Raw genomic sequence first — 25,329 nt, 5'->3', positions numbered from 1 at the left:
CCGCCGGCCGAACAGGAGGGGAAGTCGATGAAGAGAATGGCGGGTATGCGCGGCATTGCAGGCTGCGGAGTGATGGCCCTGATGCTGGCGACGGCGCCGGTCGCGTCCGGACAGGCAGCTCCTGCGGCGCAGGAAACGAGCGCCGCGCCCGATGTCCGCCCGGACGTCGCGGCCTATCTCAAGGCGTTCTACGCCAAGCCCAACCCGCCTTTCACGCGCGAACTGCTGATGCAGATACACAAGCTGCCGCCTGCTGCGCTGGCGGCGATGGCGCAGCAGGATCTGCCGATCGGGAACGTTACCACGAAGGACGTGACGATGCCCGGGCCCGGCGGGCCGATGGCGCTGCGCCTGTTCGATCCGCGCCCCAAACGCGGCCCCGGCTCCGTCGTGGTGTTCTATCACGGCGGCGGCTACGTGCTCGGCAGCATCGATACCCATGCCGGGCTCGCGGCGGAGATCGCGCGGCAACTGGACCTGCCGGTGGTGTCGGTCGAGTACCGCCTCGCGCCCGAGAACCCCTGGCCCGCCGCACCGGACGACGGCGAGGCGGCGGCGCGCTGGGTGGCAGCCAACGGCAAGGCCTTCGGGCGCGCGTTCACCGGCCTTATCCTCAGCGGCGACAGCGCGGGCGGCAATCTCACGCTCGTCACCGCCGCGGCGCTGCGTGACAAGCCTGCGGCCGTGCCGGTGGTGATGCAGATCCCGATCTATCCGGCGACCGATTTCGGCAAGCTCTATCCCTCTTCGAAACTGTTCGCCGAGGGGTACATGCTCGACGCGAAGAGCATGGCGAGCTTTACCGAGCACTATGCGGCCGATCCCAAGAGTCCGCGCACCTCGCCGATCCTCGGTGATCTGGCGGGCCTGCCGCCGACGGTGCTGGTGACGGCGGGGCTCGATCCTCTGCGCGACCAGGGGCGTGCCTATGCCGCCAAACTGGTCGAGGCCGGGGTGCCGACCGCCTACTTCGAGGGCAAGGGCCTGATCCACGGCTTCGCGACGTTCCGCAAGGCGATCCCTTCGGCCCAGACCGACACGGCGGCGTTCCTCCATGTCGCCCGGGCGATGCTTGACGAGGCCGCGCCTCCAAAGAAATGACATGATCGTGTCAACATGACACCCCGTTTCCATGGAAACGGGAGTATCTGAGTCGCGTCATCCGCTGGTAGGACTGGTCGATGAGACCATCCGCCTGAACGGCCGCCTGCGCAGCGTCTTCGGCGAGGCGCGGGCGGGATGCGCGCTCAACGACAGCGAGCACATGGTGCTCACCGCGGTGGTGGAGGCGCAAGATGCCCCCACCGTCGCGCAGATCGGCCGCTCGATGGGCCATGCGCGCCAGCTGGTGCAGCGCGCCGCCAATGCCCTGCGCGATGCCGGGCTGGTCGAGACGTTCGAAAATCCCGCACACAAGCGCGCCATGCTGCTCCGCCCGACCGCACGAGGCGCGGCGCTCAAGCGCGAGATCGACGCGCGCGCCGATGCACTGGCCGCGCGGCTGGTGCTCGATTCCGAGGAAGTCGCGGCCGCGACGGCCGCGCTGCGCGCGGTGCGCAGGCAGATAGAGGCGCATTTCCGCGCTCGCTGAGGAGAGGATGATGGACGCCGATCTCGACCGGCTGGCCCCAGTCGGGCCGCTGACCGAATGGCTGGACGCCTTCGTGCCCGAACTGGGCAAGGGGCCGCTGCGCACCGCGGTGCTCTCAGGGGGCACGTCGAACGTGGTGCTGACGATCGACCGGGGCGAGAAGCCGATGGTCATGCGCCGTCCACCCGCCGTGCCGCCGCCGGGAGCGGAGAAGGGCGTGCTGCGCGAGGCGCGTATCCTGACGGCACTCAAAGGCACTCAGGTGCCCCATCCGGTGTGCTACGGGTCCTGTTCCGACGACAGCGTGGTCGGCGCGCCGTTCTACGTCATGGAGAAAGTCGAGGGCTGGGCACCGAACTTGCGCGGCGAGAAGATCCACAACGAACCGCCCTTCGATGCGATGCCTTGCGAATACGGCATCCCCTTCGCCATCGTCGACGGGCTGATCGCGCTCGCCAACGTCGATCACGAGGCGATCGGGCTGGGGGACTACGGCAAGCCGGGCCGGTTCCTGGAACGGCAGGTCGATCGCTGGGCGGGCCAGCTGGCGTCCTACAAGGAGCGCTACGGCTACGAGGGCCGCGTGCTCGAAGGCTATGCTGAAACCGAGGACTGGCTGCGGCACGCGCGGATGCCGGAGGAAGTGCGCGGGATCATCCACGGCGACGTCGGCACCCCCAACATGATGTTCCGCCACGGCCCTCCGGCGCGCCTTGCGGCGATGATCGACTGGGAACTGTCCACCATCGGCGATCCGATGATCGACATGGGCTGGTTCACCGGCGGCATGCGCGACGAGGACGATCCGGACCGGGAGTTCCCGACCGCACTGAACAACCCGGCCAACTTCCCGACGAAGCAGGAACTGGCGCGCTATTACTGCGCGGGCACCGGGCGCGACATCCGCGACTTCGAGTGGTTCTCGGTGCTCTCGAAATTCAAGTCCGGGTGCCTGCTCGAATACAAGGTGGCGCAGGCGGAGGCGGGGATATTGCCGAAGGAGACGGGGCGCTTCTTCGCGCGCATCGTCGAGCAGTGCTTCCGCGATACCGCCGCGCAAGTGGCGAGAATGCAGTAAATTCCTCCCCCGCCGGGGGAGGAATGGGAGAGAACGATGATCGATTTTTCGACGGACCCGGAATTCCAGGCCAGGCTCGACTGGATGGACCGTTTCGTGCGCGACGAGTGCGAGACGATGGACCTGCTGTTCCCCGAACAGGGCGCGCAGTTCGATCCCTCCTACGCGGCGGCCCGGCGGCATCTGAAGCCGCTGCAGGAGCAGGTGAAGGCGCAGGGGCTCTGGGCCTGCCATCTCGGCCCGCATCTTGGCGGTCCCGGCTACGGACAAGTCAAGCTGGCGCTGATGAACGAGATCATCGGCCGCTCCACCTGGGCGCCGACCGTCTTCGGCACCGCCGCGCCCGATACCGGCAATGCCGAAATCCTCGCCCTGTTCGGCACGGCGGAGCAGAAGCAGAAGTACCTCGGCCCGCTGATGGCCGGCGAGATCGTCTCGTGCTTCTCGATGACCGAGCCGCAGGGCGGCGCCGACCCCGACGTCTTCACATGCCGCGCCGTGCAGGAGGGCGACGAATGGGTGATCGAGGGCGAGAAGTGGTTCTCCTCCAACGCCCGGTTCGCCAGCTTCCTGCTGGTCATCGCCGTCACCGATCCGGATGCTCCGCTGACCGAGCGGATGAGCATGTTCGTCGTTCCCGCCGACACGCCGGGGATCGAGATCCTGCGCAACGTCGCCATCGCCGGGGACTTCGAACCCGAGAACGGGCATCACGCGCATATCCGCTACAACCGGGTCCGGGTGCCGCTCGATCATATGCTCGGGGGGCCGGGCGAGGGGTTCAAGGTGGCGCAGGCGCGGCTGGGCGGGGGCCGCATCCACCATGCCATGCGCACGGTGGGCATGTGCAACCGCGCGCTCGACATGATGCTGGAACGCGCCGTCTCGCGCCGGACCAAGGGCGCGATGCTCGGCGATCACCAGCTGGTGCAGGCCAAGATCGCCGATTCGGTGATCGAACTGGAGCAGTTCCGCCTGCTGGTGCTCAAGACCGCATGGCTGATCGACGAGATCGAGGCGGGCCGCCTGAAGCACGGCGCGGCGCGCAAGCACATCGGCATGTGCAAGGTGGCGATGGCCTCGGTCTATGCGAACGTCGTCGGTAGGGCGCTGGAGGTGCATGGGTCGCTGGGCATCTCGCTCGATATGCCGCTGGCCAAATGGTACGGCGGTAACATGGCGCTGGCCTTCGCCGATGGGCCGACCGACGCGCACCGCTCGCAACTGGCGCGCGCCTATCTCAAGCGGGTGCGGCCGGCGGAAGGGATGTTTCCGACCGAGCATATCCCGACGCGCACCGCGAAGGCGCTGGAGCGCTACCCGAACGCGAGAGATGCCTGAGATGGACCCGCTGTTCGACTTCACCGGCAAGGTCGCGCTCGTCACCGGCGGGTCGCGCGGGCTGGGCTACCAGATGGTCCGCGCTTTCGCCGAACGCGGTGCCGACGTGATCGTCGCCAGTCGCAAGCTCGATGTCTGCGAGGCGGTCTGCGAGGAAATGCGCGGTCTTGGCCGCAAGGCGATGGCGATCAGCGCTCACGTCGGCCGCTGGGACGAATGCGAGCGGCTGGTCGATGAAGCCTACGCCGCTTTCGGGGCTGTGGATATCCTTGTGAACAATGCGGGGATGAGCCCGCGCATGCCTAGCCACGAAGTCAGCGAGAAGTTGTTCGATTCCGTGCTCAACCTCAACTTCAAGGGGCCGTTCCGGCTCTCGGCGCTGGTGGGCAAGCGCATGTTCGACCGCGCCGAGGCAGGCGGGCCGGGAGGCTGCATCATCAACGTGACATCCTCGGGCTCGATGATGCCGCTGCCGCAGGTGGTGACCTACGGCTCGTCCAAGGCGGCGCTCAATGCGATGAGCCGCTCGCTGGCGTGGGAATATGCGCCGCACGTGCGGGTCAACACGCTCTCGCCGGGCGCATTCCGCACCGACATCGTCGAGGCATGGCCCGACAAGGGGCAGGGGCCGATCCCGATCCCGCGCGGGCATGCGGCGAACCCGGAGGAGATCGTCACCGCCGCGCTGTTCCTGGCCAGCCCTGCCTCGGTCAACGTGACGGGCTCGATCGTGCGCTGCGACGGGGGGCAGCATTGAGCCCGCGCGCGGTCATCGGCCGCGCCTTCGGGCCGCCGGAGAGTTACGCCCTCGAAGAGTTCGACCCCGGTGCTCCCGGCGAGGGTCAGGTGCGCGTCGGCATCAAGGCCGCTGGTGTGTCCTATGTCGATGTGCTCACCGCGATGGGGCATTACCAGTTCAAGCCGCCACTGCCCTTCATCCCCGGAAGCGAGGCGGCGGGCGTGGTCGAGGCGGCGGGGCCGGGCGTGACGCACCTCGCCCCCGGCGACCGCGTGTTCTGCGGCGGGCTCGGCGGGTTGTTCGCCGAGGCCAATCTCTTCGCCGCAGCCAACATGGCGAAAGTGCCCGAGGCGATGACGTTCGAGCAGGCCGCCGTCTTCGCGGTGAACTACCAGACCGCGTACTACGCGCTGGCCGATCGCGGGCGGGCGAAGCCGGGCGAGACGCTGCTGGTGCTCGGCGCGGCGGGGGGCACGGGCTATGCCGCGATCCAGGTCGGCAGGTATCTGGGCCTGCGCGTCATCGCTTCGGCCTCCAGCCCCGAGAAGCAGGCGGCGGCTCTGGCGGGCGGGGCGCATGCGGTCGTCACCACCGGCGCGCAGAATTGGCGCGATCAGGTCATGGCGGCGAACGACGGCAAGCCCGTCGACATCGTCTTCGATCCCGTGGGCGGCGAGGCGAGCGAACCGGCCTTCCGCAATCTCGGCTACGACGGGCGCCATCTGGTGATCGGCTTCACCGCCGGGATCGCGGCGCTGCGCACGAACCTGCCGCTGCTCAAGAGCGCCAGCCTCGTGGGCGTGCAGATGCGCGATCACGCGCTGCGGCGTCCCACCGAGGCCGCCGCCCTGCGGCGCAAGGTGATGGAACTGGCCGCTGAGGGTGTGTTCTCCCCCGCGATCGCCGAACGCTATCCGCTTGAGCGTCATGCCGAGGCGATGAACGCGGCCTTCTCGGGCAAGGCTGCTGGCCGGGTCGTGCTGGCAATGGAGTAACGCCCGGGCGATGCTGGACGGCCTTGCACGCAATGCCGGTCGATTTGCCGACAATGTCGGGTAGCATCCCGCGCAGGTGATACGAATGGTGGGGAGCACCGACGCCGATAGAAGCGCCTCGGTCCCGCCATCGGGAGAGAGCCATGGCGGAGACTCTGTTCACGTTCCAGATGCGCGAGCACCGCGATTGCCTGTTTCACGGCAGTCGCGGGCAGGAATACTGCCGGGGTGACATCTGGATCGCGGACGATGCGGCGACCGCCGACTTGCATTCGGAGCGCAAGGCAGTCGGTGCAATCTCGATCATACGGCGACGTTCGGCCGCCAATCTGTTCTTCCGCCGCTCGCGCCGTCATATTCGCGAGGATGCGACGGACCTCTCGATCCTGTGGTTCGTCAAGCGGGGGGAACTCGCCGTCTCCAACCAGTGCGGCGGCAAGGTGGCGAAAGCCGGGGACTTCCTCATCACCCGCTCGATGTCGCCGTTCTGCGTGGAGTGCCGGATAGGCCAGGACGGAATGCACGAAGTGCTGAACCTCGCCGTGCCCACCCACATCCTGCGCGGCTTCGTGCGGCAGGAATTCAACAACGGCCTGTTCATGGCGATGGAGCGCGCCGAACTCGCGCTGGCCGAGACGCTGCTGGACGAAGTGCTGGCCGACGAGGGGCGCATCGGCGAGGCGTCGGCGCGGCTTCTGGTCGATACCGCGCTCGGCCTGATCGGCAATGCCATCCGCGCGGGGGAAGACACCGCGCCCGCCCGCCTGTCGATCGCCGAGCGGAGGCTGGAGCAGGTGCTGCGGTTCATCGAAGTGCATCTGGCCGATCCCCTGCTGTCGACGGCGATGGTGGCGAAGGGCTGCGGCATCTCTCCGCGCTATCTCTCGTTCCTGCTGCGGCTGCGCGACACCTCGTTCTCGGAACTGGTCTGGGAGCAGCGACTGGCGAAGGCGCGGGACTGGCTCATGGCTTCCGACCCGCGCGAGGTGTCGATCGGGGAGATCGCCTATGGCGTCGGCTTCAAGAGCCCCGCGCATTTCAGCCGCATGTTCAAGCGCGTCTTCGGTGCCAACCCGCGCGAGTATCGCGGAGAGAGCGCGGTGCAGGAGATGATCGCGGTGAGTGCGGAGGAGCCGTTCGGATCGTGTCCGGTGTTCGCCAGAGACGGCGGGGCGATGCTTTCGGCAACCGGATAGTGGCCGCTTGCATCGGTGTCGGGGCTGGCCAATCCTCGGCGGCAAGGACGTCTGGAAGAGAGGAATTGCCATGAAGATGAAGCTCGTCGCGCTCACTCGCCCGCAGCCCGGCCGCGAGGCCGAGTATCACGAATGGTACGACACCAAGCACTTGCCCGAACTGGTCAACACATTCGGCATGGCAGGCGCCCAGCGCTACAAGCTGGCGGCGCGGCTGATGGGCGCGGACCCCAACGAATTCCTCGCGATCTACGACATCGAGGCGGATGACCCGATGGCCTTCCTCGGCGCGCTGGGCGCTGCCTCGAAGTCGGGCGAACTGACGCAGAGCGACGCGCAGGACATGGGCACCTGCTACACCGCGCTGTTCACCGAGCACGGCGAGCGGGTGGTGCCGGGGTAATACGCCCCGAGGGGAGTCAGCGGCCCACGAACTTCGGCGGCCGCTTTTCCCTGAGGGCCTGAATGCCCTCCAGATGGTCCATGCTGCGGACCGAGACGCTTTCGTAGGCGATCCCTGCATCCATCAACGCCGTCGCCAGCCGTTTGAGTTCGAGGTTGGTGAGTATCTTGGTCGCCCGGATCGCCACCGTCGCGCCTGCCAGCAGCTTCGCGCAGAACGCATCGACCGCCGCGTCGAGTTCATCTGCCTGAACGCAGTGGTTGATCAACCCGATCTCGGCCGCTTTTCTGGCCGTGAGCAGGTCGCCGGTCAGCAGGTACTCCTTCGCCCGCGTCAGGCCGATGCGCTGCGCCCAGATCACCGCGCCGCCGTCCCCCGCGACGAGGCCGAGGCCGACGTGCGGGTCGCCGATCTTCGCGCCCTCGGCGGCGAAGATCACGTCGCACAGCAGCGCCAGCGTCGCGCCGAGGCCGACCGCGTGGCCGTTCATCCGGCACACCACCGGCTTGTCGATGTCGAGCAGGGTGGAGACGATGCGCTTGGCCACGCGCGTCTCGTGGTCGAAGAGGTGGGGGTTGCGCGCATTGTTCTCGATGTGGTCGAGATCGCCGCCTGCCGAGAAGGCGCGGCCCGCGCCGGTCAGCACGACGACGTCCGATCCGGTATCGACCTGTGCGAACCACATCGCCTCGGCCAGATCGTCGTGAAGCTGGAGGTTCACCGCGTTCAGCGCCTCGGGCCGGTTGAGCGTGATGCGCAGCAGCCGTCCTTCGCGGGCCATTTCGATCGTGGCCAACTGTGGCAGGGCGGGCGCGGTATCGGTCATTTCGGCAGGTCTCCTCTTCCCTCCAGCGTCATAGGCCGGGCGGTATCGAGGACCATGCGAAAACGCGATTTTGCCCAAACCTTTCGCTCCGGCGAAACCTTTGCCCCTCGCGTTGCCAAAGCGGGCGAAGTTCGATCTACCGGGCTGAACGCATGCGCAGCAGCGCGGCTAGGCGGAGAGGTTACGGCACGATGACGCAGTTCGACGAGACTTTCGACTGGGTGGTCGTGGGCAGCGGCGCAGGCTCGATGGCTTCGGCGCTCTTGATGAAGCAGGCTGGCAAGACCGTCGTGATCCTCGAGAAGGCGCAGTGGGTCGGCGGCACCACGGCGAAGTCCGGCGGGGTCATGTGGATACCCGGCAACCGCTTCATGGACCCCGGCGAGGACAGTCTGGAACGCGCCTGCCAGTACCTTGATGCGGTGGTGCCCGACGATGCGGAATCCCCCGGCACCAGCCCGGCGCGGCGCCGCACTTACGCGGTCGAGGCGCCGAAGATGCTGGACTTCATCGTCGCGCAAGGCGTGCGGATGGAGCGTGGCTCCCGCTTCTGGCCCGACTACTACGACGAACTCCCCGGCGGCATGAAGACCAGCCGCACCGTCACCGCGCTGCCCTTCGACAAGAACGAACTGGGCAAGGAGTGGGCGGCCAAGCTGCGCAAGGGCTTCCTCGAAGTGCCGGTGAAGCTGGACGACGGGATGAAGCTGCCGTTCATGAAGCATTCGTGGGAGTTGAAGCGCGTCTTCATCAAGATCGCCTTCAAGTTCGTCGCAGGCAAGCTCACCGGCAAGCACTGGGTCACGGCGGGTGCGGCGCTGCAGGGGCGGATGCTGAAGGCTGTGCTGGACAAGCAGGCGGCCGACATCCGCGTGAATTCACCCGTCCGCGAAGTCATCATGGAAGGTGAAAAGGCCGTCGGCGTCGTCACCGAGAAGGACGGCAGGCCTTGGCGCATCGGTGCGCGGCTGGGCATCCTGATGAACGCGGGCGGGTTCTCGATGAACCAGGCGATGCGCGACACCTACATGCCGGGCACGCAGTCGAAGTGGTCCAACGGCATCGAGACCGACACCGGCGACATGCACCGCGAACTCGCCGCGAAGGGGGCCGCGCTGGCGCAGATGGACCAGATGGTCGGCTTCCAGATGACCGACGCGCCCGGCTGGGACACCGACTACGTCAAGCCCGGCACCCAGAGCACCACCGCCAAGCCCCATGCGATCCAGGTCGACCAGTCGGGCCTGCGCTACATGAACGAGGGCGGCTCCTACGAGGCGTTCTGCGAGACCATGCTGATGCGCAACCGCACTGTCCCTGCGGTGCCGAGCTGGGCGATTCTCGACCAGCAGTACATGGACGAATACGCCGTCGCCGGTAAGGGCACCGCGAAGAAGAACATGGCCAAGTGGCTCGCCTCTGGCTGGATGCGCAAGGCCGAAACGGTAGGCGAACTGGCCGGGATCATCGGCGTCCCCCCGGGTGCTCTGGAAACCACGGTCGCACGCTGGAACGGCTTCGTGCGCGGCGGCCGCGACGAGGATTTCCAGCGCGGCGAGCGGGCCTACGACAACTTCCTCGGCGATCCGTTCTTCAAGGACGGTCCGAACCAGACGATGGGGACGATCGACAAGGCGCCGTTCTATGCCTTCCCGGTCTATCCCGGCGATGTCGGGACTTACGGCGGCGTCGTGTGCGACTGCGATTCGCGCGTTCTGCGCGAGGACGGCTCGGTGATCGAGGGGCTCTATGCCTGCGGCGTCACCACCGCCTCGCCGATGGGCCGCGTCTATCCCGGCGCCGGCGCGAGTGTCGGCCCGTCGATGACCTTCGGCTGGATCGCGGCCAAGCACGCGGCCGGCCTCGGCAACCAGGTGTCCTGAAACGCAGATACCGCAGGGGCGGTTCGCCCGTCCTTGCCAGCGGGGCCTGCCCTGAACCAATGTTCAGCCATCCCAGCAGCCACGAGCTGTCCGAGAGAGGAATCATGAGCGAAACGCCAACCAACCGGGCCATCCCCGACGCCGCCACACAGGTCGACATCTACCGTCGAATGATCCGCATCGAGCGCAACGACGACCTCACCCGTCAGCAGATCCGCCGCGGCCGCATCACCGCGCCGTATTATTCGGCGCGCGGGCAGGAGTGCATTCCCTCGGCGATCTCGGTGCTGCTCAACAATGACGACAAGATCTGCACGATCTATCGCGGCATCCACGACATGGTCGCCAAGGACATGCCGCTGCGGCCCCTGTGGGCAGAAATCTGCGGCCGCGTCGACGGCACCTGCAAGGGCAAGGGCGGCCCGATGCACCTCACTCACCCGGAGACCGGCGTGATGGTGACGACGGGCATCGTCGGCTCCTCGATGCCGATCGCCAACGGCTTCGGCTGGGCGGCGCTGCTCGACGGAACGAAGCAGGTGACGGTCGCCTATTTCGGTGACGGCGCCAGCAACATCGGCGCCTTCCACGAGGCGCTGAACCTCGCTTCGGTGTGGAAGCTGCCGGTGATCTTCGTGTGCCAGAACAACGGCTTCGCCGAGCACACCCGCTACGAGAACGGCACCTCGGTGGACTTCATCGCCAAGCGCGCGGCCGGCTATGGCATGCCGGGCTACACGGTGGACGGCAACGATCCGCTCGACGTCTATGCCCATGCCCACGCCGCGATCGAGCGCGCCCGCGCCGGTGAAGGGCCGACCTTGCTGGAGTGCAAGACCTTCCGCTTCATGGGCCACGTCTTCGGCGACAACGACGCCTACATGACCAAGGAAGAAAAGGCCGCCGCGATCGAGGCCGATCCGCTGCCGCGCTTCCGCCAAAAGCTGATCGACGACGGTGTCGCCAGTGCCGAGCAGCTCGACGAACTCACCGCGAAGATCGAGGCCGAGGTCAACGACGCCATCGACTACGCAATGGCCTGTGAATTCCCGTCCGACGACGAACTGCGCCGCGACGTCTTTGCCGAGGAGATTCCGGCATGAGCACTGATACCCTGGAAGCCCCCGTCGTCGAGACGGTGAAGATGAACGGCCTGCAGGCCATCAACGCCGCGCTGAGCGAGGCGATGGAAGCCGACCCCAAGGTCCTCGTTCTGGGCGAGGACATCGCCGACAACGAGGGTGGCGGGGTGTGCGGCGTGACGCGCGGGCTGTCGACGAAGTTCGGCACCAGCCGCGTGCGTTCCACCCCGATCTCTGAACAGGCGATCATGGGCGCGGCGATCGGCGTGGCGATGGCCGGCTACAAGCCGGTGGCCGAGATCATGCTGATGAACTTCACGACCGTCGCCATGGATATGATCGTCAACCACGCGGCCAAGCTGCGCTTCATGTCCGGCGGGCAGAGCCAGGTGCCGCTGGTGATCCGCACCATGACCGGCGGCGGCAACCAGACCGCCGGGCAGCACGCCGACTTCTACGAGGCGTGGTTCGCGCACACCGCGGGCATCAAGGTGGTGATCCCCTGGACCCCGGGCGACATGAAAGGCCTCTATCTCTCGGCGATCCAGGACCCGGATCCGGTCATCATCATCGAAAGCGTCAAGACGCTGTTCGTGCCGATGGACACGCCGGTCAACCAGGGACCGATCCCGCTGGGCAAGGCCAACGTGGTCGTACCGGGCAGCGACATCACCATCGTCTCCTACGGGCAGATGATGTTCACGGTGATGCAGGCGGTCGAGGAACTGTCGGCAGCAGGCGTCTCGGTCGAAGTGGTGGACCTGCGCACGATCTCGCCGTGGGACAAGGAAACGGTGCTGGCCTCGGCCGAGAAGACCGGACGCCTGCTGGTGGTGCACGAAGCGGGCCGCAACTTCGGTCCCGGCGCGGAGATCGCCGCGACGGCGCAGGAAGTGCTGTTCGGCAAGCTCAAGGCGCCGGTCGGCCGCCTCGGCGCGCCGTATTGCGCGGTGCCCTTCGCCAAAAAGCTGGAGGATGCCTATCTGGTGCAACCGCCCGAGATCGTGGCGGAGGCCAAGCGGCTGATGGCGATCTGATACCCACCCCGTCCGGCTAGTTCGCTGCGCTCTCAAGCCTACCGGCCCTCCCGCACGCGGGAGGGCTAAGCGGTGGCCTTTCATTCCCCTCCCGCCTGCGGGAGGGGGCAGGGGTGGGCCTTACTTAACCCAACACCGCCTGTTCGCGCTTCTCGGGCCGGATGTAGATCGAGGTGATCTTCGGCGAGAGCGCCTTCATCCGCGCCTCCAGTTCCTCGATCAGCGTTTCCGCCTCGCCCATCGGCAGGTCGTCGGCAAAGTCCGCGCTGATCGCTACGAACACCGCGTCCGGTCCTGTGTGGACGGTGCGCACATGGTTGACCGAGGTGATGTGCGGGTTGCCTTCCATCACCCCGCGCAGCCCGGCAATCAGTGCCGGGTCGGCGGCCTCTCCGATCAGCAGCCCCTTGGACTCGCGCGCCAGCAGCACTGCGACGGCCGCCAGCACCAGGCCGATCAGAACCGATGCCGCGCCGTCGAGTCTTGGTTCCGCAAAGTAGCCGCTCGCCCAGATGCCCGCCGCTGCTATGGCGAGGCCGATGAGCGCTGCGCTGTCCTCAAACAGGACGATGAATCCCGGCGGGTCCTTGGAGCGGCGGATCGCCTGCCACCAGCTTTGTCCGGCGCGGCCCGCGTTGAATTCCTTTACCGCGATGGCCCATGACGCGCCTTCCATGAGGAAGGCGATGCCCAGCACGATGTAGCTGAGCGTCGGGTCCTCGACGGCGCGTGGCTCGCGGATATGGGCGATGCCCTCGTAGATCGAAATACCCGCGCCGCCCGCGAAGATCAGGATCGCGACGACGAAGGCCCAGAAGTACAGCTCGCGCCCGTAGCCGAAGGGATGGGCTGCGTCGGCTGCGCGCTTGCCCTGCTTCTGGCCGTAGAGCAGCAGGATCTGGTTACCGCTGTCGACCAGCGAATGGACACCCTCGGTCGCCATGGCGGAGGAGCCGCCGATACCTGCCGCCACGAACTTGGCGACGGCGATGCCCATGTTCGCCGCCAGCGCGCCGTAGAGGACTATGTTGTCGCGGATGTGTCCGGAAGTCTTGGCCATGCCCGGCACAACGAGCGGCGGGGCAGGGCGTTGCTTACCGTCGTCCCGGACTTGATCCGGGACCGCTGCCCGTGAGCAGCCTACCCGTCGCTTAGACACCTTGCCGCATGAACTGCGCCTAAAGACAGCCACCGGTCCCGGATCAAGTCCGGGACGACGACTTGCTCCGGTCGATCTGTCAGCCCAGCGCCTCTCGCCCCGTCCGCTCGTTCCATAGGTCTGGCGATCCGCAAAGCTGCAGGTTCAGCATCGCGCGTTTCATGAAGCGGTGGATCGGGTGTTCCTCGGTCAGGCCGATGCCGCCGTGAAGCTGGATCGCCTCTTCGGTGACGAATGCGAAGGCCTCGGCCGCGAGCGTCTTCGCCGCGGCGCACTGGACGAGGGTTGCAGCATCGTCGCGCACCCGGTTCCACAGGAGCGCCTCGGCCACGGCAATGCGCGCCTTCATATCGGCGGCGCGGTGCTTGAGAGCCTGGAACATGGCGATGGGCCGGTCGAACTGGCGGCGCATCTTCATGTATTCGATGGTGAGTTCCAATGCGACATTCGCGGCACCGAGGCAGTCGGCGGCGACGGCAAGGTGCGCTTCGGGCGCCAGCGCGTCGTGCAGCGCTGCAGCGCCGTCCGCATCGGTGAGCATGAGTGCCGGATCGGGCGCGTATCCATCAAGAACGATGTCGAACAGGCGCCGGCTGGGGTCCCAGATCGCGCGCTCCACGATAGAAACACCCGGCGCATCGGTCGGCACGAGGGCATAGCCGCCCGGCAGCTTCGCAACGACCGCCACCGCCATGTCCGCATCGAACACACCGCCGACTACGCCCGAAAGCGTGCCGTTCGGTGCCGCCTCCAGCTTCGCGGGGAGCAGGTGCAGGGGGGCGTATTCGCCCCCCGCCAGCCGTTCCAGCCACTCGACCCGCGCCGCAATCTCGCTCGCCAGCACGGCCTGCAGGCCCAGTTGCGCCGGGATCAGCGGCGTCGTCGCCAGCACGCGGCCCATCTCGAAGTGGATCGCCGTCGAGGCTTCGCGGCCGAGGCCGAGGCCGCCGTCTTCCTCGGGCAGGCGCACCATCAGCCAGCCCATCTCCGCCACCAGCCGCCAGCTTTCATCGCGGCCGGGGGAGAGCGCGTCGGCGGGGAACGCCTTCTGCGCGGCGTCGGTCAGTTCGTTCAGTTCGATCATGTCAGGCCACCCAGGCTTTCGGCTCACGCGGCATGTCGAGCATGCGTTCGGCGATGATATTGCGCTGCACTTCCTCGCTGCCCCCGGCGATGGTCCAGGCGTAGGAGTTCATGAAGTCCGCCATCCAGTTGCCGGTGTTGAGGTCGCCGAAGGTGATCGGCGCTACGTATTGCTCCGCGATGCCGCCAAGTCGCAGGCCCAGCTTCGCATAGGCCCTGAGCGCCCGGCTGTAGCTGTTCTTGACGATCGAGGCGTCGCCGATCCGCTCGATGCCGTTGATGCGGTTGTCGAGGAACTGGTCGGCCACGGCGCAGACTGCGTCCACTTGCGTCACCAGTTCGCCGAAATCGCGCAAGTACCCGCGATCCTCGCCGCGGCCGGTTTCGCGGATCAGATCGGCGATCCGGGTGAGGGCGCCGCGCATCCGGTAGGACAATTCCATCAGCGTCAGCCCGCGCTCGGAAGCGAGCGTCGCTTGGGCCACGGCCCAGCCCTTGCCTTCCTCGCCGACGCGCTCGGAGACGGGGATTTCCACGTTGTCGAGGAAGATCTCGGCGAATTCCTCGTCGCCCTGGATCTGGTGGATCGGGCGGACAGAGACGCCGGGCGCCTTCATGTCCATCAGCAGGTACGTGATGCCCGCCTGCTTGGGGCCGTCCGAGGAGGTGCGCACCAGCAGCAGGCACCGTTGCGCGAACTGCGCCATCGTCGACCAGACCTTCTGGCCGTTGACGACGTAGACGTCGCCCTTGCGCTCCGCCCTGGTCTTGATGGCCGCGAGATCCGATCCGGCGCCGGGCTCGGAGAAGCCCTGGCACCATGTCTCGCCCTCGAGGATGCGCGGGAGGTAGCGGTCCTGCTGCTCCCGGCTCGCACATTCGTGCAATGTTGCGAAGGCATGGTACGTCGAGACGAAGGAGAGCAGCAGGCGCGGGCAGTCTGCCTTCGCCAGTTCCTCGTAGATCACTTTCTGCTCGGCCAGGCTGCGGCCGCCGCCGGGGAACGCGGCGGGCCAGTGCGGGATGGCGTAGCCTGCCGAAACCAGCCGCGTAAACCAGTCGCGCTGGGTGCGGACGAAGTCGTCCTGCGTGCGGCTCGCGTCGCGCCAGCCGGTCGGCGCCTCGGCGGCTAGGAAGGCGCGCACTTCGCGGCGCAGCGCTTCGAGATCGGGCGTATCGGTCATGGACACCGTCCAAGCACGGGGCACGGCGGCGCGTCCATAAGGGGCGGTACGCGCGGGCGATATCGGGAGGTTAGACCGCCACCTCGATCACGTCGCCCTTGATCCGCACCTCATAAGTATCGATCGGCATCGAGGCGGGCGGGTTTATCGGCTTGCCGGTTTCCAGATCGAAACGCGCGCCGTGAACCGGGCAGGAAATCCACCCCGCGCGCACGCGGCCGCATTCAAGCGTTTCGTAGGCGTGGCTGCACAAGTTGCGCACCGCGTAGACCTGATCCCGCGCGCCGACGAGGAGCACGCTGATCCCGCCCACCTCGACCACCTTCTTGCCGCCCTGCGGAACTTCATCGAGTTTCGCCACCGCGACGAATGCCTTCTCGCTCACCCGTGTCCTTTCTTATCTCTTCGCTGCGTCCTTGCGGTACTCCGCAGGTGATTTCCAGCACAAGTGGTCGATGCGCAATCGCGCCAGCGATTCCGACGCCCCGGCGGTTGTGGGGCGAGGCTGCCTGTGCCTAACGAAAGGCTGAGAGGAGGGCGCCGCCCCGATGCAATTCGAATGGACCGCCGGGCAGGACGCCTTCCGGCACAAGATCCGCGACTTCCTGCACGCCAACCTGCCTGCGGACTGGGAGAAATTCTCGGAACACGGCCCTGCGTCCCCGGCGCTGACCGCCTTCGCGCGCGACTTCTGTGTCAAGCTGGCGGAAGCGGGCATCCTCTTCCCGCACTGGCCGGTCGAGATGGGCGGCGAGGGCCTCGGCCCGTGGGAACAGCAGATCCTGTCCGAAGAGATGTGGATCGCCGGCGAGCCGCGCGGCGGCCAATACATGAACGTCAACTGGATCGGCCCGACGCTGGAGAAGTACGGTACGCCCGAGCAGAAGGCCCGCTACCTCGAGCCGATCACGCGCGGGGAATCGCTGTGGTGTCAGGGTTTTTCGGAACCTGACGCCGGGTCGGACCTCGCCTCGCTGCGCACCCGCGCCGCGCTGGACGATGGCAACTACGTCATCAACGGGCAGAAGATCTGGACCAGCTATGCAGGCCTTGCCGACACCTGTTTCCTGCTGACGCGCACCAGCGACGACCGCAAGAAGGGCATCACCATCATTCTGGTGCCGATGGACACGCCCGGCATCACCGTGCGCCAGATCCCCTCGCTGATCGGCGAGGGCGACATTCACGAAGTCTTCTTCGACGACGTGACCGTGCCCGAGACCGCCCGCTTCGGCGAGGAAGGGCAGGCGTGGGAGATCGTCGCCTATTCGCTGCGCAACGAGCGCCTCGGCATCCCGCGCTTCACGCTGGCGCGCGCGGCGCTCGATCGGGCGGTGGCGATGCTCAAGGAGCAGGGGCGCTTTGCGCGCGAACATGTGCGGATCGAGGCGGCGCGTTGTGCCGCACTGTGCGAGGCGGCGGGCACGGCGAACTACGCCGTCGTCCAGAAGCGCGTCGACGGCCTCGCCATCGGTGCGGAGTCCAGTTCCGCCCGCTACGCCACCGTCATGGCCGAGCGGGCGGTCTGCGAATTCGTCGTCGAGTTCCTGCCCGAAGCGCTCGCGGGGGCCTCGCCCTACCTCAAGATGCACCACCAGCGCGGCATCGTCGCGGGCGTCGCGGCGGGGTCGGCGGAAATCCAGCTCAACATCATCGCCAGCGACGTGCTGGAACTGCCCCGGGAGCCGCGCTGATGCACTTGTCCCTCAACGAGGATCAGCGGCAGGTCCTCGACTTCATCGACAGCCTCGCGCGGCCTTACGCGGGCGTCCCGCTGCACGATGCCGGCCTCACGCTCGAAAGCGCGGAACTTGACGCGGCGCTGGTCGAGAACGGGTTTCTCGACGTCCTGATGGTCGAGGAACTCGGCCCCGTCACCGCCGCGCTGGTGGTGGAGAAGCTGGCGCGGCTGCCCTTCGCGGTGGAGGCGGCGGCATCGTCCTTCGTGCGCCCCCTTATCGATCCGGACCTGCCGCGTCCGCTGTGTCTGGTCGAGGAGGGGCGCATCGGAGGCCCGGTGCGCTTCCTGCGACCGGGGGCGAGCGTCGTGATCGTTGGCCCTTCGGGCGTGCGCAGCTTTAAGGCGGACGAGAGCGTGATCGCGGCGGCGCAGGAGGATGCGCTTTATGCCTATCCCGTGGCGTTCCTGACCGGTCTTCCGGATGCGATGACCGCGCATGAGGTCGATCCCGCCGAAGTGCTGCGGTCGTGGCGCGTGGGCGTCGCGGCCGAAGCCGCGGGCCTGCTGGGCGCGGCGCTGGCGTCTACGGTGACTTACGTGTCAGAGCGCAAGCAGTTCGGCCGCCCGCTGGCCACCTTCCAGGGCATGCGGCATCGTCTGGCCGAAGACCAGGTCATGACCAACTCGGTCTACTGGCTCGCCCTGCGTGCGGCCGGGACCGGCGATCCCGGCGACGCCGCGCTGGCCCTGCTGCATGCGCAGGAGGCGGCGAAGCGGGTGTGCTACGACTATCACCAGTTCCTCGGCGGCATGGGCATGACGCTGGAGCATCCGCTGCACTTGTGGACCTATCGCCTCAAGCTGCTGACCGCCGAACTGGGCGGGCGCGGCGAGCAGGGGCTGGCGGCGGCCGAGGCGCTGTGGGGGTGAACCACATAGCGCCGTCATTGCGAGCGAAGCGAAGCAATCCAGGGCCACATAAACCGCCCTGGATTGCTTCGCTTCGCTCGCAATGACGGTTGAACGGCTATCCCATCACCGCCACGCTGTCGCTGACCAGCCGCACCAGTTCCGCCTGCCCGCGCACGCCCAGCTTGGCGTAGAGACGCTTGGAATAGTTGCGCGCCGTTTCCAGCGTCAGGCCCATGCTTTCGGCCGCCTCGGCGATCGACTGCCCCTCGTTCAGCGCGATCGCCAGCTGGGCCTCGCGCGGGGGCAGGTCGAACAGCCGGGTGAGACGCTCCACGCTGGCCGGCGTTCTGGCATTGGGCAGGCGGCACAGCGCCAGCATCGAGGGGCGCGGCATGTCGCTAGTGGCCGTCAGCAGCGCTTCCAGCCGAGGGTCCTCATGCAGCATTACCGCACGCGGCGGGGGCGGCGTCGACGAGGCGAACAGCACGGCTGCGCCGCCCAGTTCACGCTCCGCATGGACGCCGAGATCGCGCAGGCGCTCCCCCACGCGCGGCGTGTAGCCGAGATTCCCGCGCATCCATGCATCGAGGCGCGGGTCGATGGCCAATAGCCGCGCCTCGCGGTCGAACACCATCCACGCCGTGGCGCTGCGCGCCATGCCCTGCGCACTGACGCTGGCGCGGATGCGGTGGTGCTCCAGCGCTACATAGCTGCGCAGCGCCGCCTCCACGTAAGGCGCGAGCGAGGAGAGCAGGGCGCTGTCCGCCGCCTCGCAAGGTTTGGCGCGGGCGAGGATAAGCCATGCATCGGTCTCCGCGACACGCGGCAGGCGCACCACCCGCTCGTCGGCGATACCGAGGCGCGCCATCTTGGCCAGGCGATCGGCCCGGAAGACGGGATCGTGGTCCACGAACTCGCCGACGCTGTAGACGCGGCCCGGGCGCAGCTGGTCGTAGTGCAGGCGCTCCAGCGCATGCATCTCGAACGGATCGAGTTCGCGTGCCTCGCTGCGCAAGTCGCGCCCGGCGTGGAAGTCGGTGATCTGGGCATGCGGGCCGTCGCCCTGCTTCATCACGATGCTGACGTACTCGGCATCGCTCCGGCGACGCAGGCGCTCGAGAAACTCGGCAAACTGCGCCTTGTCGCCAATCCCCGCTATCAGCGGCAGCAGCAAATCTGTCTCGTCGTTGGATGTCAGAGCCATACCTACCTCCCATATGGGAGGTTCTGCGATTTGTCATCCTTGCAAAGAGCGATTCGAGCCCAACAAGAGGGCGACCCTGCGAAGGCCAAAGGACCAGAGATCCTGATGAAGACCCTGACGCACCTCGACAGACTCGAGGCCGAAGCCATCCATATCATCCGCGAAGTCGTCGCCGAGGCCGAGAAGCCGGTGATGCTCTATTCCGTCGGCAAGGACAGCGCGGTGATGCTGCACCTTGCGCGCAAGGCGTTCTATCCCTCGCCGCCGCCGTTCCCGCTGCTCCACGTCGATACAACGTGGAAATTCAAGGCGATGTACGAGCTGCGCGACAAGATGGCGCGTGACAGCGGCATGGAGCTGCTGGTCTACCAGAACCCGGAAGCGGCCGAGAAAGGCATCAATCCGTTCGACCACGGCGCGCTCCACACCGACATGTGGAAGACCGAAGGTCTGAAGCAGGCGCTCGACAAGTACGGCTTCGACGCGGCCTTCGGCGGCGCCCGCCGCGACGAGGAGAAGAGCCGCGCCAAGGAGCGCATCTTCTCGTTCCGCACCTCCTCGCACGGCTGGGATCCGAAGAACCAGCGCCCCGAACTGTGGAACCTCTACAATGCCCGCAAGGCGCGCGGGGAATCGATCCGCGTGTTCCCGATCTCCAACTGGACCGAGTTGGACATCTGGCAGTACATCCACCTCAACGACATCCCCATCGTCCCGCTCTATTTCGCGGACAAGCGCCCCACCGTGGAGCGCGACGGCATGCTGCTGATGGTCGATGACGAACGCTTTCCGCTCAAGGACGGCGAAGTGCCGGTAGAGCGCTCGATCCGCTTCCGCACGCTGGGCTGCTACCCGCTGACGGGCGCGGTGGAGAGCGAGGCGAAGACGCTGCCCGAGGTGATCCAGGAAACCCTGCTCACCACCACCAGCGAGCGACAGGGCCGCGCCATCGACAAGGACGCCGGCGGCGCCGGCATGGAAGTCAAGAAGCAGCAGGGGTATTTTTAAGCCGCTGCCTTCTCGTACTTTTCCCTCGTCACCCTGAACCTGTTTCAGGGTCCATTTCTCGTCGGAGACCATCGGCCTGATTGGCGCGATGGATGCTGAAACAAGTTCAGCATGACGGAGTGTGATACATGACTGACACTATCGAAACTGCCGAAGCCCGCTACGTCACCGACAGCCTGATCGCCGAGGACATCGACGCCTACCTCGTCCAGCACGAGCACAAGACGATGCTACGCTTCATCACATGCGGCAGCGTAGACGACGGCAAGTCCACCCTGATCGGGCGCCTGCTCTACGATTCGAAGATGATCTTCGAGGACCAGCTCGACGCGCTCACCGCCGACTCCAAGAAGGTCGGCACGCAGGGGCAGGAGATCGACTTCGCGCTCCTCGTCGACGGCCTCGCCGCCGAGCGCGAGCAGGGCATCACGATCGACGTGGCCTACCGCTTCTTCAACACCGAGAAGCGCAAGTTCATCGTCGCCGACTGCCCCGGTCACGAGCAGTACACCCGCAACATGGTGACCGGCGCCTCTACCGCCGACCTCGCGGTGATCCTGATCGACGCGCGCAAGGGCGTGCTGGTGCAGACGCGCCGCCATTCCTATCTTTGCCACCTGATCGGCATCAAGAACATCGTCCTGGCGGTGAACAAGATGGACCTCGTCGACTACGACCAGGCCGTGTTCGACGGTATCGTCAAGGACTACGCAGAGTTCGCCAGGTCGATCGGGATCGACAGCTTCACCGCGATGCCGATTTCCGGCTTCAAGGGCGACAACATCACCACGCCTTCGGCCAATACGCCCTGGTACAAGGGGCCGACGCTGGTGGAGCACCTCGAAACCGTCGAGGTTCTCTCATCGGTCGATGCCGACAAGCCGTTCCGCTTGCCGGTGCAGTGGGTGAACCGTCCCAACCTCGACTTCCGCGGCTTCTCGGGCCTCATCGCCACCGGCAGCGTCAAGCCGGGCGACAAGATCCGCGTCCTGCCCTCGGGCAAGACCAGCGCGATCACCCGCGTCGTTACTTATGACGGCGATCTGGACGAAGCCGTTGCCGGTCAGTCGGTTACAGTGTGTTTCGAAGACGAGATCGACTGCTCGCGCGGCTCGGTCATCTCGGTCGCCGACAATCCGCCGCAGACCGCCGACCAGTTCGAATCGACGATCGTGTGGCTGGCCGACGAGGCGCTGGTCCCCGGCCGCGCCTACTGGCTCAAGCTGGGCACGCAGCAGGTCTCCGCGACCGTGGCCGAGCCCAAGTACACGGTCAACGTCAACACCATGGAGCACATGGCGGCCAAGACGCTGGACCTCAACGCCATCGGCGTGGCGGAACTGACCACCGACAAGCAGGTCGTCTTCGAGCCTTATGCCGACAACCGCACGCTCGGCGGCTTCATTCTGATCGACAAGATGACCAACGCCACCGTCGCGGCGGGCATGCTCAACTTCTCGCTGCGCCGTTCGCAGAACGTGCACTGGCAGGCCGTCGACATCGACCGCAAGCAGCACGCGGGCCTCAAGAACCAGAAGCCGGCCGTGCTGTGGTTCACCGGCCTCTCGGGTTCGGGCAAGTCCACGATCGCCAACATGGTCGAGAAGAAGCTGCACCGGATGAACCGGCACACCTTCCTGCTCGACGGGGACAACGTGCGCCACGGTCTGAACAAGGATCTGGGCTTCACCGAGGCCGACCGCATCGAGAACATCCGCCGTGTGGGCGAAGTCTCGAAGCTGATGACCGACGCGGGGCTGATCGTCATCACCGCGTTCATCTCGCCGTTCCAGGCGGACCGCGAGATGGTGCGCGCGATGCTGCCCGAGGGCGAGTTCATCGAGGTATTCATCGACACCCCGCTGAAGGTCGCCGAGGCGCGCGACGTCAAGGGCCTCTACAAGAAGGCGCGTTCCGGTGAGCTGAAGAACTTCACCGGCATCGACAGCCCTTACGAAGCGCCGCGCAATCCCGAGGTGCGGATCGACACGACGGTGATCTCGCCGGAGGAAGCCGCCGAACTCATCGTCAACACCCTGCTGGGAGACGCCTGATGGCCTATACCGACGGCGATCTCGCAGCGAAGCTGGCGGACGAGGCAGGCAAGATTCTCCTCAGCGTGCGCGGCTCCGGCCTGTTCGGCGGCAAGGCACTGGGCAAGGCGGGCGACCAGACCGCCAACCAGTTCCTCTGCCACGCCCTGCGTGAGCAGCGTCCCGAGGACGGCCTGCTCTCCGAGGAGGAGAAGGACAACGCCGAGCGCCTGGCCATGAGCCGGGTGTGGATCGTCGATCCGGTGGACGGCACGCGCGAATACGGCGAGGAGCGCGCCGACTGGGCGGTCCATGTCGGCCTTGCGGTGGACGGCGTGCCGGTGCTGGGCGCGGTGGCGCTGCCGGGCGCCGACCTCGTGCTGCGCTCCGACCAGCCGGGCGAGGTGCCGCCTGCGCCGGAAAAGCTGCGCATGGTCGTCAGCCGCACCCGGCCCGCGAAAGAGGCCACCAGCGTAGCCGAGACGATCGGCGCCGAACTGGTGCCGATGGGCTCGGCCGGGGCCAAGGCCATGGCGATCCTGCTCGGGCAGGCGGACATCTACCTGCACTCGGGCGGGCAGTATGAGTGGGACAGTTGCGCGCCGGCCGCCGTGGCGCTCGGCTGGGGGCTGCATGTCTCGCGGATCGACGGTTCGCCTTTGGTCTACAACCGCGAGGACGTCTACATGCCGGACCTGCTGATCTGCCGGAAGGAGCACGCCGACATGGTGCTGCGCGAGGTCGCGGCGCTGGTTTGAGCCACCATTCCTCGTCATTGCGAGCGAAGCGAAGCAACCCAGGGCAGCATCACGCTGCCCTGGGTTGCTTCGCTTCGCTCGCAATGACGAACTGAGGGCGGGGGGCACCGGAATCGCCCCCACGGCATTTTGCTATCGATTGTGTATCACATCTCAGTCAACATTGCTGTTCAGTGACACCCTCGCTATAGCCGCCCCTTTTTACGGGTAATCGGGGGCAGACATGGAAGCGAGGACCAGGCGCAGGGTCAGGGACCCGATCGCGACGCGCGAGACGATCCTCGAGGCGGCCAGCAACCTGCTCGCCAAGGACGGGCTGGAGGGGGTAAGCCTCTCAGCCGTGGCGCATCTGGCGGCCGTCAACCGGGGCACTGCCTACCAGCACTTCGAAACGCGCGAGAAGCTGATCGAGGCGACGATCCAGTGGGTCTCGGACAAGCTGTTCCGCGCCGTGTTCGGCGATCCGGAGACGATCGGCGACCGCCGCGTCGAGGAAGTCGATACCGCCGCGCTCACCGACCGCCTGTGCGATTTCGCCATGGAGAACCCGGAAATCTGCCGCGTCTGGCTGCAGCAGGTGCTGGCCTCGCCGGACCCCAGCCAGGACCCGTTCTGGCGCGAGTATGCGGGATCGCTCCAGCGCTTCGCCGATACCAAGCTGGCGATGCCCGGGATCGATGCCGAGGTGTTCTCGGTGATGAACCTTGCCGGCGTGTTCTTCTGGCCGATCTTCGCGCGCGCCCATGCCGCGAACGAGGAGGAGCGCAACGCGCTGACCAAGCGCTTCAGTCACGAGATTTTGCGCCTCTCGATGTACGGCTCGATGAACGCCTCGCGCTTTCCCGAAGTGGCGGCGCGGCTGGCGGCGGAGGATGGGGCTGCGCAGTCTCGCGGTCGAGGTTAGCGCGAGGGGGCTTCGACAGGCCGTGCCTGACCCTTCGACAAGCTCAGGGTGAGCGGACGTAACGTAAACCTCTCAATTCCCGCTCAGGCTGAGCTCGTCGAAGCCCCCTCGGCGAGCCACTTCCATTTCGCCTCCGCGATGCCATGTCCCGCCGGCATTGACGCATGGGGTCCGAACCCGTCAGCACGGCAGGCGAGTTCGACCCCGTATCGGGCCGAAGAGGGAGTTCGCCAGAGATGTTTTCCGCCATCGTCATCGACAAGACCGAACAGGGCCAGACCGTCGGCCTGCAGCAGCTCGACGAAAGCGCGCTGCCCGAAGGCGACGTGACCATCGACGTCGCCTACTCGACGCTCAACTTCAAGGACGGCCTCGCGATCACCGGCGCCTCGCCGGTCGTGCGCAAGTTCCCGATGGTGCCCGGCATCGACCTCGTCGGCACCGTGACCGCGAGCAGCCACGGCGAGTGGAAAGCGGGCGACACCGTCGTCCTCAACGGCTGGGGCGTGGGCGAAGTCCACTGGGGCGGTCTTGCACAGAAAGCGCGCCTCAAGGGCGACTGGCTGGTGCCGCTGCCTTCGGCCTTCACCCCGGCGCAGGCGATGGCAATCGGCACGGCGGGCTACACGGCGGCGCTGTGCGTCGATGCGCTGGTCGATTTCGGCGTGACCCCGGATCAGGGCGAGGTGCTCGTCACCGGCGCAACCGGCGGCGTTGGCTCGGTTGCGATCACGATCCTGAAGAAGCTGGGCTATTCGGTCGCCGCGCTGACCGGCAAGCCGGGCGAGGCGGACTACCTCAAGGCGCTGGGTGCCGAAACCATCATCGACCGCGCCGAACTGGCCGAGAAGGGCAAGCCGCTGCAGAAGGAGCGCTGGGCTGGCGTCGTCGATACGGCTGGCAGCTTCACCCTCGCCAATGCCTGCGCGCAGACGAAGTACGGCGGCGCGGTGGCGGCCTGCGGTCTGGCACAGGGCGCGGACCTGCCCGCGACCGTGATGCCCTTCATCCTGCGCGGCGTGGCACTGCTCGGCATCGACAGCGTCATGGCGCCCAGGGCCAAGCGGCTGAAGGCATGGGACCGTCTGGCCAAGGACCTCGATCCCGCCGCGCTCGACACCATCGGCCAGACCATCGGCCTCGGCGACGCGGTGGAAGCGGCGAAGAAGTTCATGTCGGGCGAGGTCAAGGGCCGCTTCATCGTCGACGTGAACGCTTGACGTCGGCATAAC

The 25,329-nt window shown here is 66.8% G+C and carries 24 protein-coding genes; 18 read left to right on the top strand and 6 right to left on the bottom strand.

From position 1 onward, the window contains the following. Positions 1-36 precede the first annotated feature (36 nt). The 8 genes from QRN25_RS08265 (at position 37) to QRN25_RS08230 (ending at position 7,343) form a co-directional block, all read left to right on the top strand. On the top strand, positions 37-1,101 hold the full coding sequence (locus QRN25_RS08265; RefSeq protein ID WP_285018655.1) for an alpha/beta hydrolase: 1,065 nt from the start codon (positions 37-39) through the stop codon (positions 1,099-1,101). Between the two features lie 31 nt (positions 1,102-1,132). Further along, entirely contained in the window at positions 1,133-1,591 is a 459-nt protein-coding gene (locus QRN25_RS08260; protein WP_036524466.1) for a MarR family transcriptional regulator, read from the top strand. Positions 1,592-1,601: 10 nt separating this feature from the next. Further along, positions 1,602-2,669, top strand: a complete 1,068-nt coding sequence (locus tag QRN25_RS08255; protein WP_285018599.1) for a phosphotransferase family protein — start codon at positions 1,602-1,604, stop codon at positions 2,667-2,669. A 36-nt stretch (positions 2,670-2,705) separates the two neighbouring features. Next, the gene (locus tag QRN25_RS08250) at positions 2,706-4,010 is read left to right on the top strand and encodes an acyl-CoA dehydrogenase family protein (RefSeq protein WP_285018598.1); all 1,305 of its coding nucleotides are present in this window, start codon (positions 2,706-2,708) and stop codon (positions 4,008-4,010) included. A 1-nt stretch (position 4,011) separates the two neighbouring features. Next, positions 4,012-4,767, top strand: coding sequence for an SDR family NAD(P)-dependent oxidoreductase (locus QRN25_RS08245; protein ID WP_285018595.1), 756 nt, complete (start codon positions 4,012-4,014; stop codon positions 4,765-4,767). Then, positions 4,764-5,744: an NADPH:quinone oxidoreductase family protein gene (locus tag QRN25_RS08240; protein ID WP_285018593.1), complete on the top strand. Its 981-nt coding sequence runs from the start codon at positions 4,764-4,766 to the stop codon at positions 5,742-5,744. The genes QRN25_RS08245 and QRN25_RS08240 overlap by 4 nt, the downstream gene beginning before the upstream one ends. Positions 5,745-5,887: 143 nt before the next feature. Beyond that, complete coding sequence (locus tag QRN25_RS08235; RefSeq protein ID WP_285018591.1) at positions 5,888-6,940, top strand: AraC family transcriptional regulator; 1,053 nt, start codon at positions 5,888-5,890, stop codon at positions 6,938-6,940. 70 nt (positions 6,941-7,010) lie between these two features. Continuing rightward, positions 7,011-7,343, top strand: coding sequence for a hypothetical protein (locus QRN25_RS08230; RefSeq protein WP_271183489.1), 333 nt, complete (start codon positions 7,011-7,013; stop codon positions 7,341-7,343). Between the two features lie 16 nt (positions 7,344-7,359). Here the strand turns inward: QRN25_RS08230 and QRN25_RS08225 are convergent, their stop codons facing one another. Beyond that, positions 7,360-8,169, bottom strand: a complete 810-nt coding sequence (locus QRN25_RS08225; RefSeq protein WP_285018589.1) for an enoyl-CoA hydratase/isomerase family protein — start codon at positions 8,167-8,169, stop codon at positions 7,360-7,362. A gap of 191 nt (positions 8,170-8,360) precedes the next feature. On the opposite strand from QRN25_RS08225, the gene QRN25_RS08220 reads away from it, so the two are divergent. From QRN25_RS08220 to QRN25_RS08210, 3 genes are all read left to right on the top strand, one after another. Further along, the gene (locus tag QRN25_RS08220; RefSeq protein ID WP_285018587.1) at positions 8,361-10,052 is read left to right on the top strand and encodes an FAD-binding protein; all 1,692 of its coding nucleotides are present in this window, start codon (positions 8,361-8,363) and stop codon (positions 10,050-10,052) included. A gap of 104 nt (positions 10,053-10,156) precedes the next feature. Then, the gene (locus QRN25_RS08215) at positions 10,157-11,155 is read left to right on the top strand and encodes a thiamine pyrophosphate-dependent dehydrogenase E1 component subunit alpha (protein WP_008830330.1); all 999 of its coding nucleotides are present in this window, start codon (positions 10,157-10,159) and stop codon (positions 11,153-11,155) included. Then, a complete protein-coding gene (locus QRN25_RS08210) occupies positions 11,152-12,171 on the top strand; it encodes an alpha-ketoacid dehydrogenase subunit beta (protein ID WP_285018585.1) in 1,020 nt (339 codons plus the stop codon). Before QRN25_RS08215 ends, QRN25_RS08210 begins: the two co-directional genes overlap by 4 nt. 124 nt (positions 12,172-12,295) lie before the next feature. Here QRN25_RS08210 and QRN25_RS08205 read toward each other — a convergent pair whose 3' ends face one another. The 4 genes from QRN25_RS08205 to QRN25_RS08190 form a co-directional block, all read right to left on the bottom strand. Next, positions 12,296-13,231: a cation diffusion facilitator family transporter gene (locus QRN25_RS08205; protein WP_285018583.1), complete on the bottom strand. Its 936-nt coding sequence runs from the start codon at positions 13,229-13,231 to the stop codon at positions 12,296-12,298. A 178-nt stretch (positions 13,232-13,409) separates the two neighbouring features. Then, a complete protein-coding gene (locus QRN25_RS08200; protein ID WP_285018581.1) occupies positions 13,410-14,414 on the bottom strand; it encodes an acyl-CoA dehydrogenase family protein in 1,005 nt (334 codons plus the stop codon). A 1-nt stretch (position 14,415) separates the two neighbouring features. Then, positions 14,416-15,597: an acyl-CoA dehydrogenase family protein gene (locus QRN25_RS08195; RefSeq protein ID WP_285018579.1), complete on the bottom strand. Its 1,182-nt coding sequence runs from the start codon at positions 15,595-15,597 to the stop codon at positions 14,416-14,418. Positions 15,598-15,667: 70 nt separating this feature from the next. Further along, positions 15,668-15,982: a Rieske (2Fe-2S) protein gene (locus QRN25_RS08190; RefSeq protein ID WP_036524485.1), complete on the bottom strand. Its 315-nt coding sequence runs from the start codon at positions 15,980-15,982 to the stop codon at positions 15,668-15,670. A 163-nt stretch (positions 15,983-16,145) separates the two neighbouring features. Between QRN25_RS08190 and QRN25_RS08185 the strand changes: the two genes are divergently transcribed. After that, positions 16,146-17,291, top strand: coding sequence for an acyl-CoA dehydrogenase family protein (locus QRN25_RS08185; protein WP_285018576.1), 1,146 nt, complete (start codon positions 16,146-16,148; stop codon positions 17,289-17,291). Next, on the top strand, positions 17,291-18,208 hold the full coding sequence (locus tag QRN25_RS08180; protein WP_285018574.1) for an acyl-CoA dehydrogenase family protein: 918 nt from the start codon (positions 17,291-17,293) through the stop codon (positions 18,206-18,208). Before QRN25_RS08185 ends, QRN25_RS08180 begins: the two co-directional genes overlap by 1 nt. 97 nt (positions 18,209-18,305) lie before the next feature. On the opposite strand, the gene QRN25_RS08175 is transcribed toward QRN25_RS08180, so the two are convergent. Beyond that, complete coding sequence (locus QRN25_RS08175) at positions 18,306-19,394, bottom strand: helix-turn-helix transcriptional regulator (protein WP_036524493.1); 1,089 nt, start codon at positions 19,392-19,394, stop codon at positions 18,306-18,308. Between the two features lie 105 nt (positions 19,395-19,499). Here QRN25_RS08175 and cysD point away from each other — a divergent pair, with 105 nt between their 5' ends. The 5 genes from cysD to acuI all read left to right on the top strand — a co-directional run bounded on the left by cysD (position 19,500) and on the right by acuI (position 25,317). After that, entirely contained in the window at positions 19,500-20,402 is a 903-nt protein-coding gene (gene cysD, locus QRN25_RS08170; protein ID WP_285018571.1) for a sulfate adenylyltransferase subunit CysD, read from the top strand. 128 nt (positions 20,403-20,530) lie between these two features. Beyond that, positions 20,531-22,456, top strand: a complete 1,926-nt coding sequence (gene cysN / locus QRN25_RS08165) for a sulfate adenylyltransferase subunit CysN (RefSeq protein ID WP_285018569.1) — start codon at positions 20,531-20,533, stop codon at positions 22,454-22,456. Further along, positions 22,456-23,193 (top strand): 3'(2'),5'-bisphosphate nucleotidase CysQ, encoded by a 738-nt coding sequence (locus QRN25_RS08160; RefSeq protein WP_285018567.1) that lies wholly within the window; start codon positions 22,456-22,458, stop codon positions 23,191-23,193. Before cysN ends, QRN25_RS08160 begins: the two co-directional genes overlap by 1 nt. Positions 23,194-23,416: 223 nt before the next feature. Further along, positions 23,417-24,097 carry a TetR/AcrR family transcriptional regulator gene (locus tag QRN25_RS08155; RefSeq protein WP_036524500.1) on the top strand — a complete coding sequence of 227 codons (681 nt, stop codon included), beginning with the start codon at positions 23,417-23,419 and terminating at the stop codon, positions 24,095-24,097. A 236-nt stretch (positions 24,098-24,333) separates the two neighbouring features. Next, a complete protein-coding gene (gene acuI, locus QRN25_RS08150; RefSeq protein ID WP_285018562.1) occupies positions 24,334-25,317 on the top strand; it encodes an acrylyl-CoA reductase (NADPH) in 984 nt (327 codons plus the stop codon). Positions 25,318-25,329 lie beyond the last annotated feature (12 nt).

It is taken from the genome of Novosphingobium sp. fls2-241-R2A-195 (assembly GCF_030209485.1).
GTDB lineage: Bacteria > Pseudomonadota > Alphaproteobacteria > Sphingomonadales > Sphingomonadaceae > Novosphingobium > Novosphingobium resinovorum.
This window is presented reverse-complemented; position numbering and strand designations above follow the sequence as displayed.

Bases quoted from the DNA above. Each gene is read 5' to 3' on its own strand.
- QRN25_RS08265 (WP_285018655.1), top strand. From the start codon at position 37: ATGGCGGGTATGCGCGGCATTGCAGGCTGCGGAGTGATGGCCCTGATG.
- QRN25_RS08260 (WP_036524466.1), top strand. From the start codon at position 1,133: ATGGAAACGGGAGTATCTGAGTCGCGTCATCCGCTGGTAGGACTGGTC.
- QRN25_RS08255 (WP_285018599.1), top strand. From the start codon at position 1,602: ATGGACGCCGATCTCGACCGGCTGGCCCCAGTCGGGCCGCTGACCGAA.
- QRN25_RS08250 (WP_285018598.1), top strand. From the start codon at position 2,706: ATGATCGATTTTTCGACGGACCCGGAATTCCAGGCCAGGCTCGACTGG.
- QRN25_RS08245 (WP_285018595.1), top strand. From the start codon at position 4,012: ATGGACCCGCTGTTCGACTTCACCGGCAAGGTCGCGCTCGTCACCGGC.
- QRN25_RS08235 (WP_285018591.1), top strand. From the start codon at position 5,888: ATGGCGGAGACTCTGTTCACGTTCCAGATGCGCGAGCACCGCGATTGC.
- QRN25_RS08230 (WP_271183489.1), top strand. From the start codon at position 7,011: ATGAAGATGAAGCTCGTCGCGCTCACTCGCCCGCAGCCCGGCCGCGAG.
- QRN25_RS08225 (WP_285018589.1), bottom strand. From the start codon at position 8,169: ATGACCGATACCGCGCCCGCCCTGCCACAGTTGGCCACGATCGAAATG.
- QRN25_RS08220 (WP_285018587.1), top strand. From the start codon at position 8,361: ATGACGCAGTTCGACGAGACTTTCGACTGGGTGGTCGTGGGCAGCGGC.
- QRN25_RS08215 (WP_008830330.1), top strand. From the start codon at position 10,157: ATGAGCGAAACGCCAACCAACCGGGCCATCCCCGACGCCGCCACACAG.
- QRN25_RS08210 (WP_285018585.1), top strand. From the start codon at position 11,152: ATGAGCACTGATACCCTGGAAGCCCCCGTCGTCGAGACGGTGAAGATG.
- QRN25_RS08205 (WP_285018583.1), bottom strand. From the start codon at position 13,231: ATGGCCAAGACTTCCGGACACATCCGCGACAACATAGTCCTCTACGGC.
- QRN25_RS08200 (WP_285018581.1), bottom strand. From the start codon at position 14,414: ATGATCGAACTGAACGAACTGACCGACGCCGCGCAGAAGGCGTTCCCC.
- QRN25_RS08195 (WP_285018579.1), bottom strand. From the start codon at position 15,597: ATGACCGATACGCCCGATCTCGAAGCGCTGCGCCGCGAAGTGCGCGCC.
- QRN25_RS08185 (WP_285018576.1), top strand. From the start codon at position 16,146: ATGCAATTCGAATGGACCGCCGGGCAGGACGCCTTCCGGCACAAGATC.
- QRN25_RS08180 (WP_285018574.1), top strand. From the start codon at position 17,291: ATGCACTTGTCCCTCAACGAGGATCAGCGGCAGGTCCTCGACTTCATC.
- QRN25_RS08175 (WP_036524493.1), bottom strand. From the start codon at position 19,394: ATGGCTCTGACATCCAACGACGAGACAGATTTGCTGCTGCCGCTGATA.
- cysD (WP_285018571.1), top strand. From the start codon at position 19,500: ATGAAGACCCTGACGCACCTCGACAGACTCGAGGCCGAAGCCATCCAT.
- cysN (WP_285018569.1), top strand. From the start codon at position 20,531: ATGACTGACACTATCGAAACTGCCGAAGCCCGCTACGTCACCGACAGC.
- QRN25_RS08160 (WP_285018567.1), top strand. From the start codon at position 22,456: ATGGCCTATACCGACGGCGATCTCGCAGCGAAGCTGGCGGACGAGGCA.
- QRN25_RS08155 (WP_036524500.1), top strand. From the start codon at position 23,417: ATGGAAGCGAGGACCAGGCGCAGGGTCAGGGACCCGATCGCGACGCGC.
- acuI (WP_285018562.1), top strand. From the start codon at position 24,334: ATGTTTTCCGCCATCGTCATCGACAAGACCGAACAGGGCCAGACCGTC.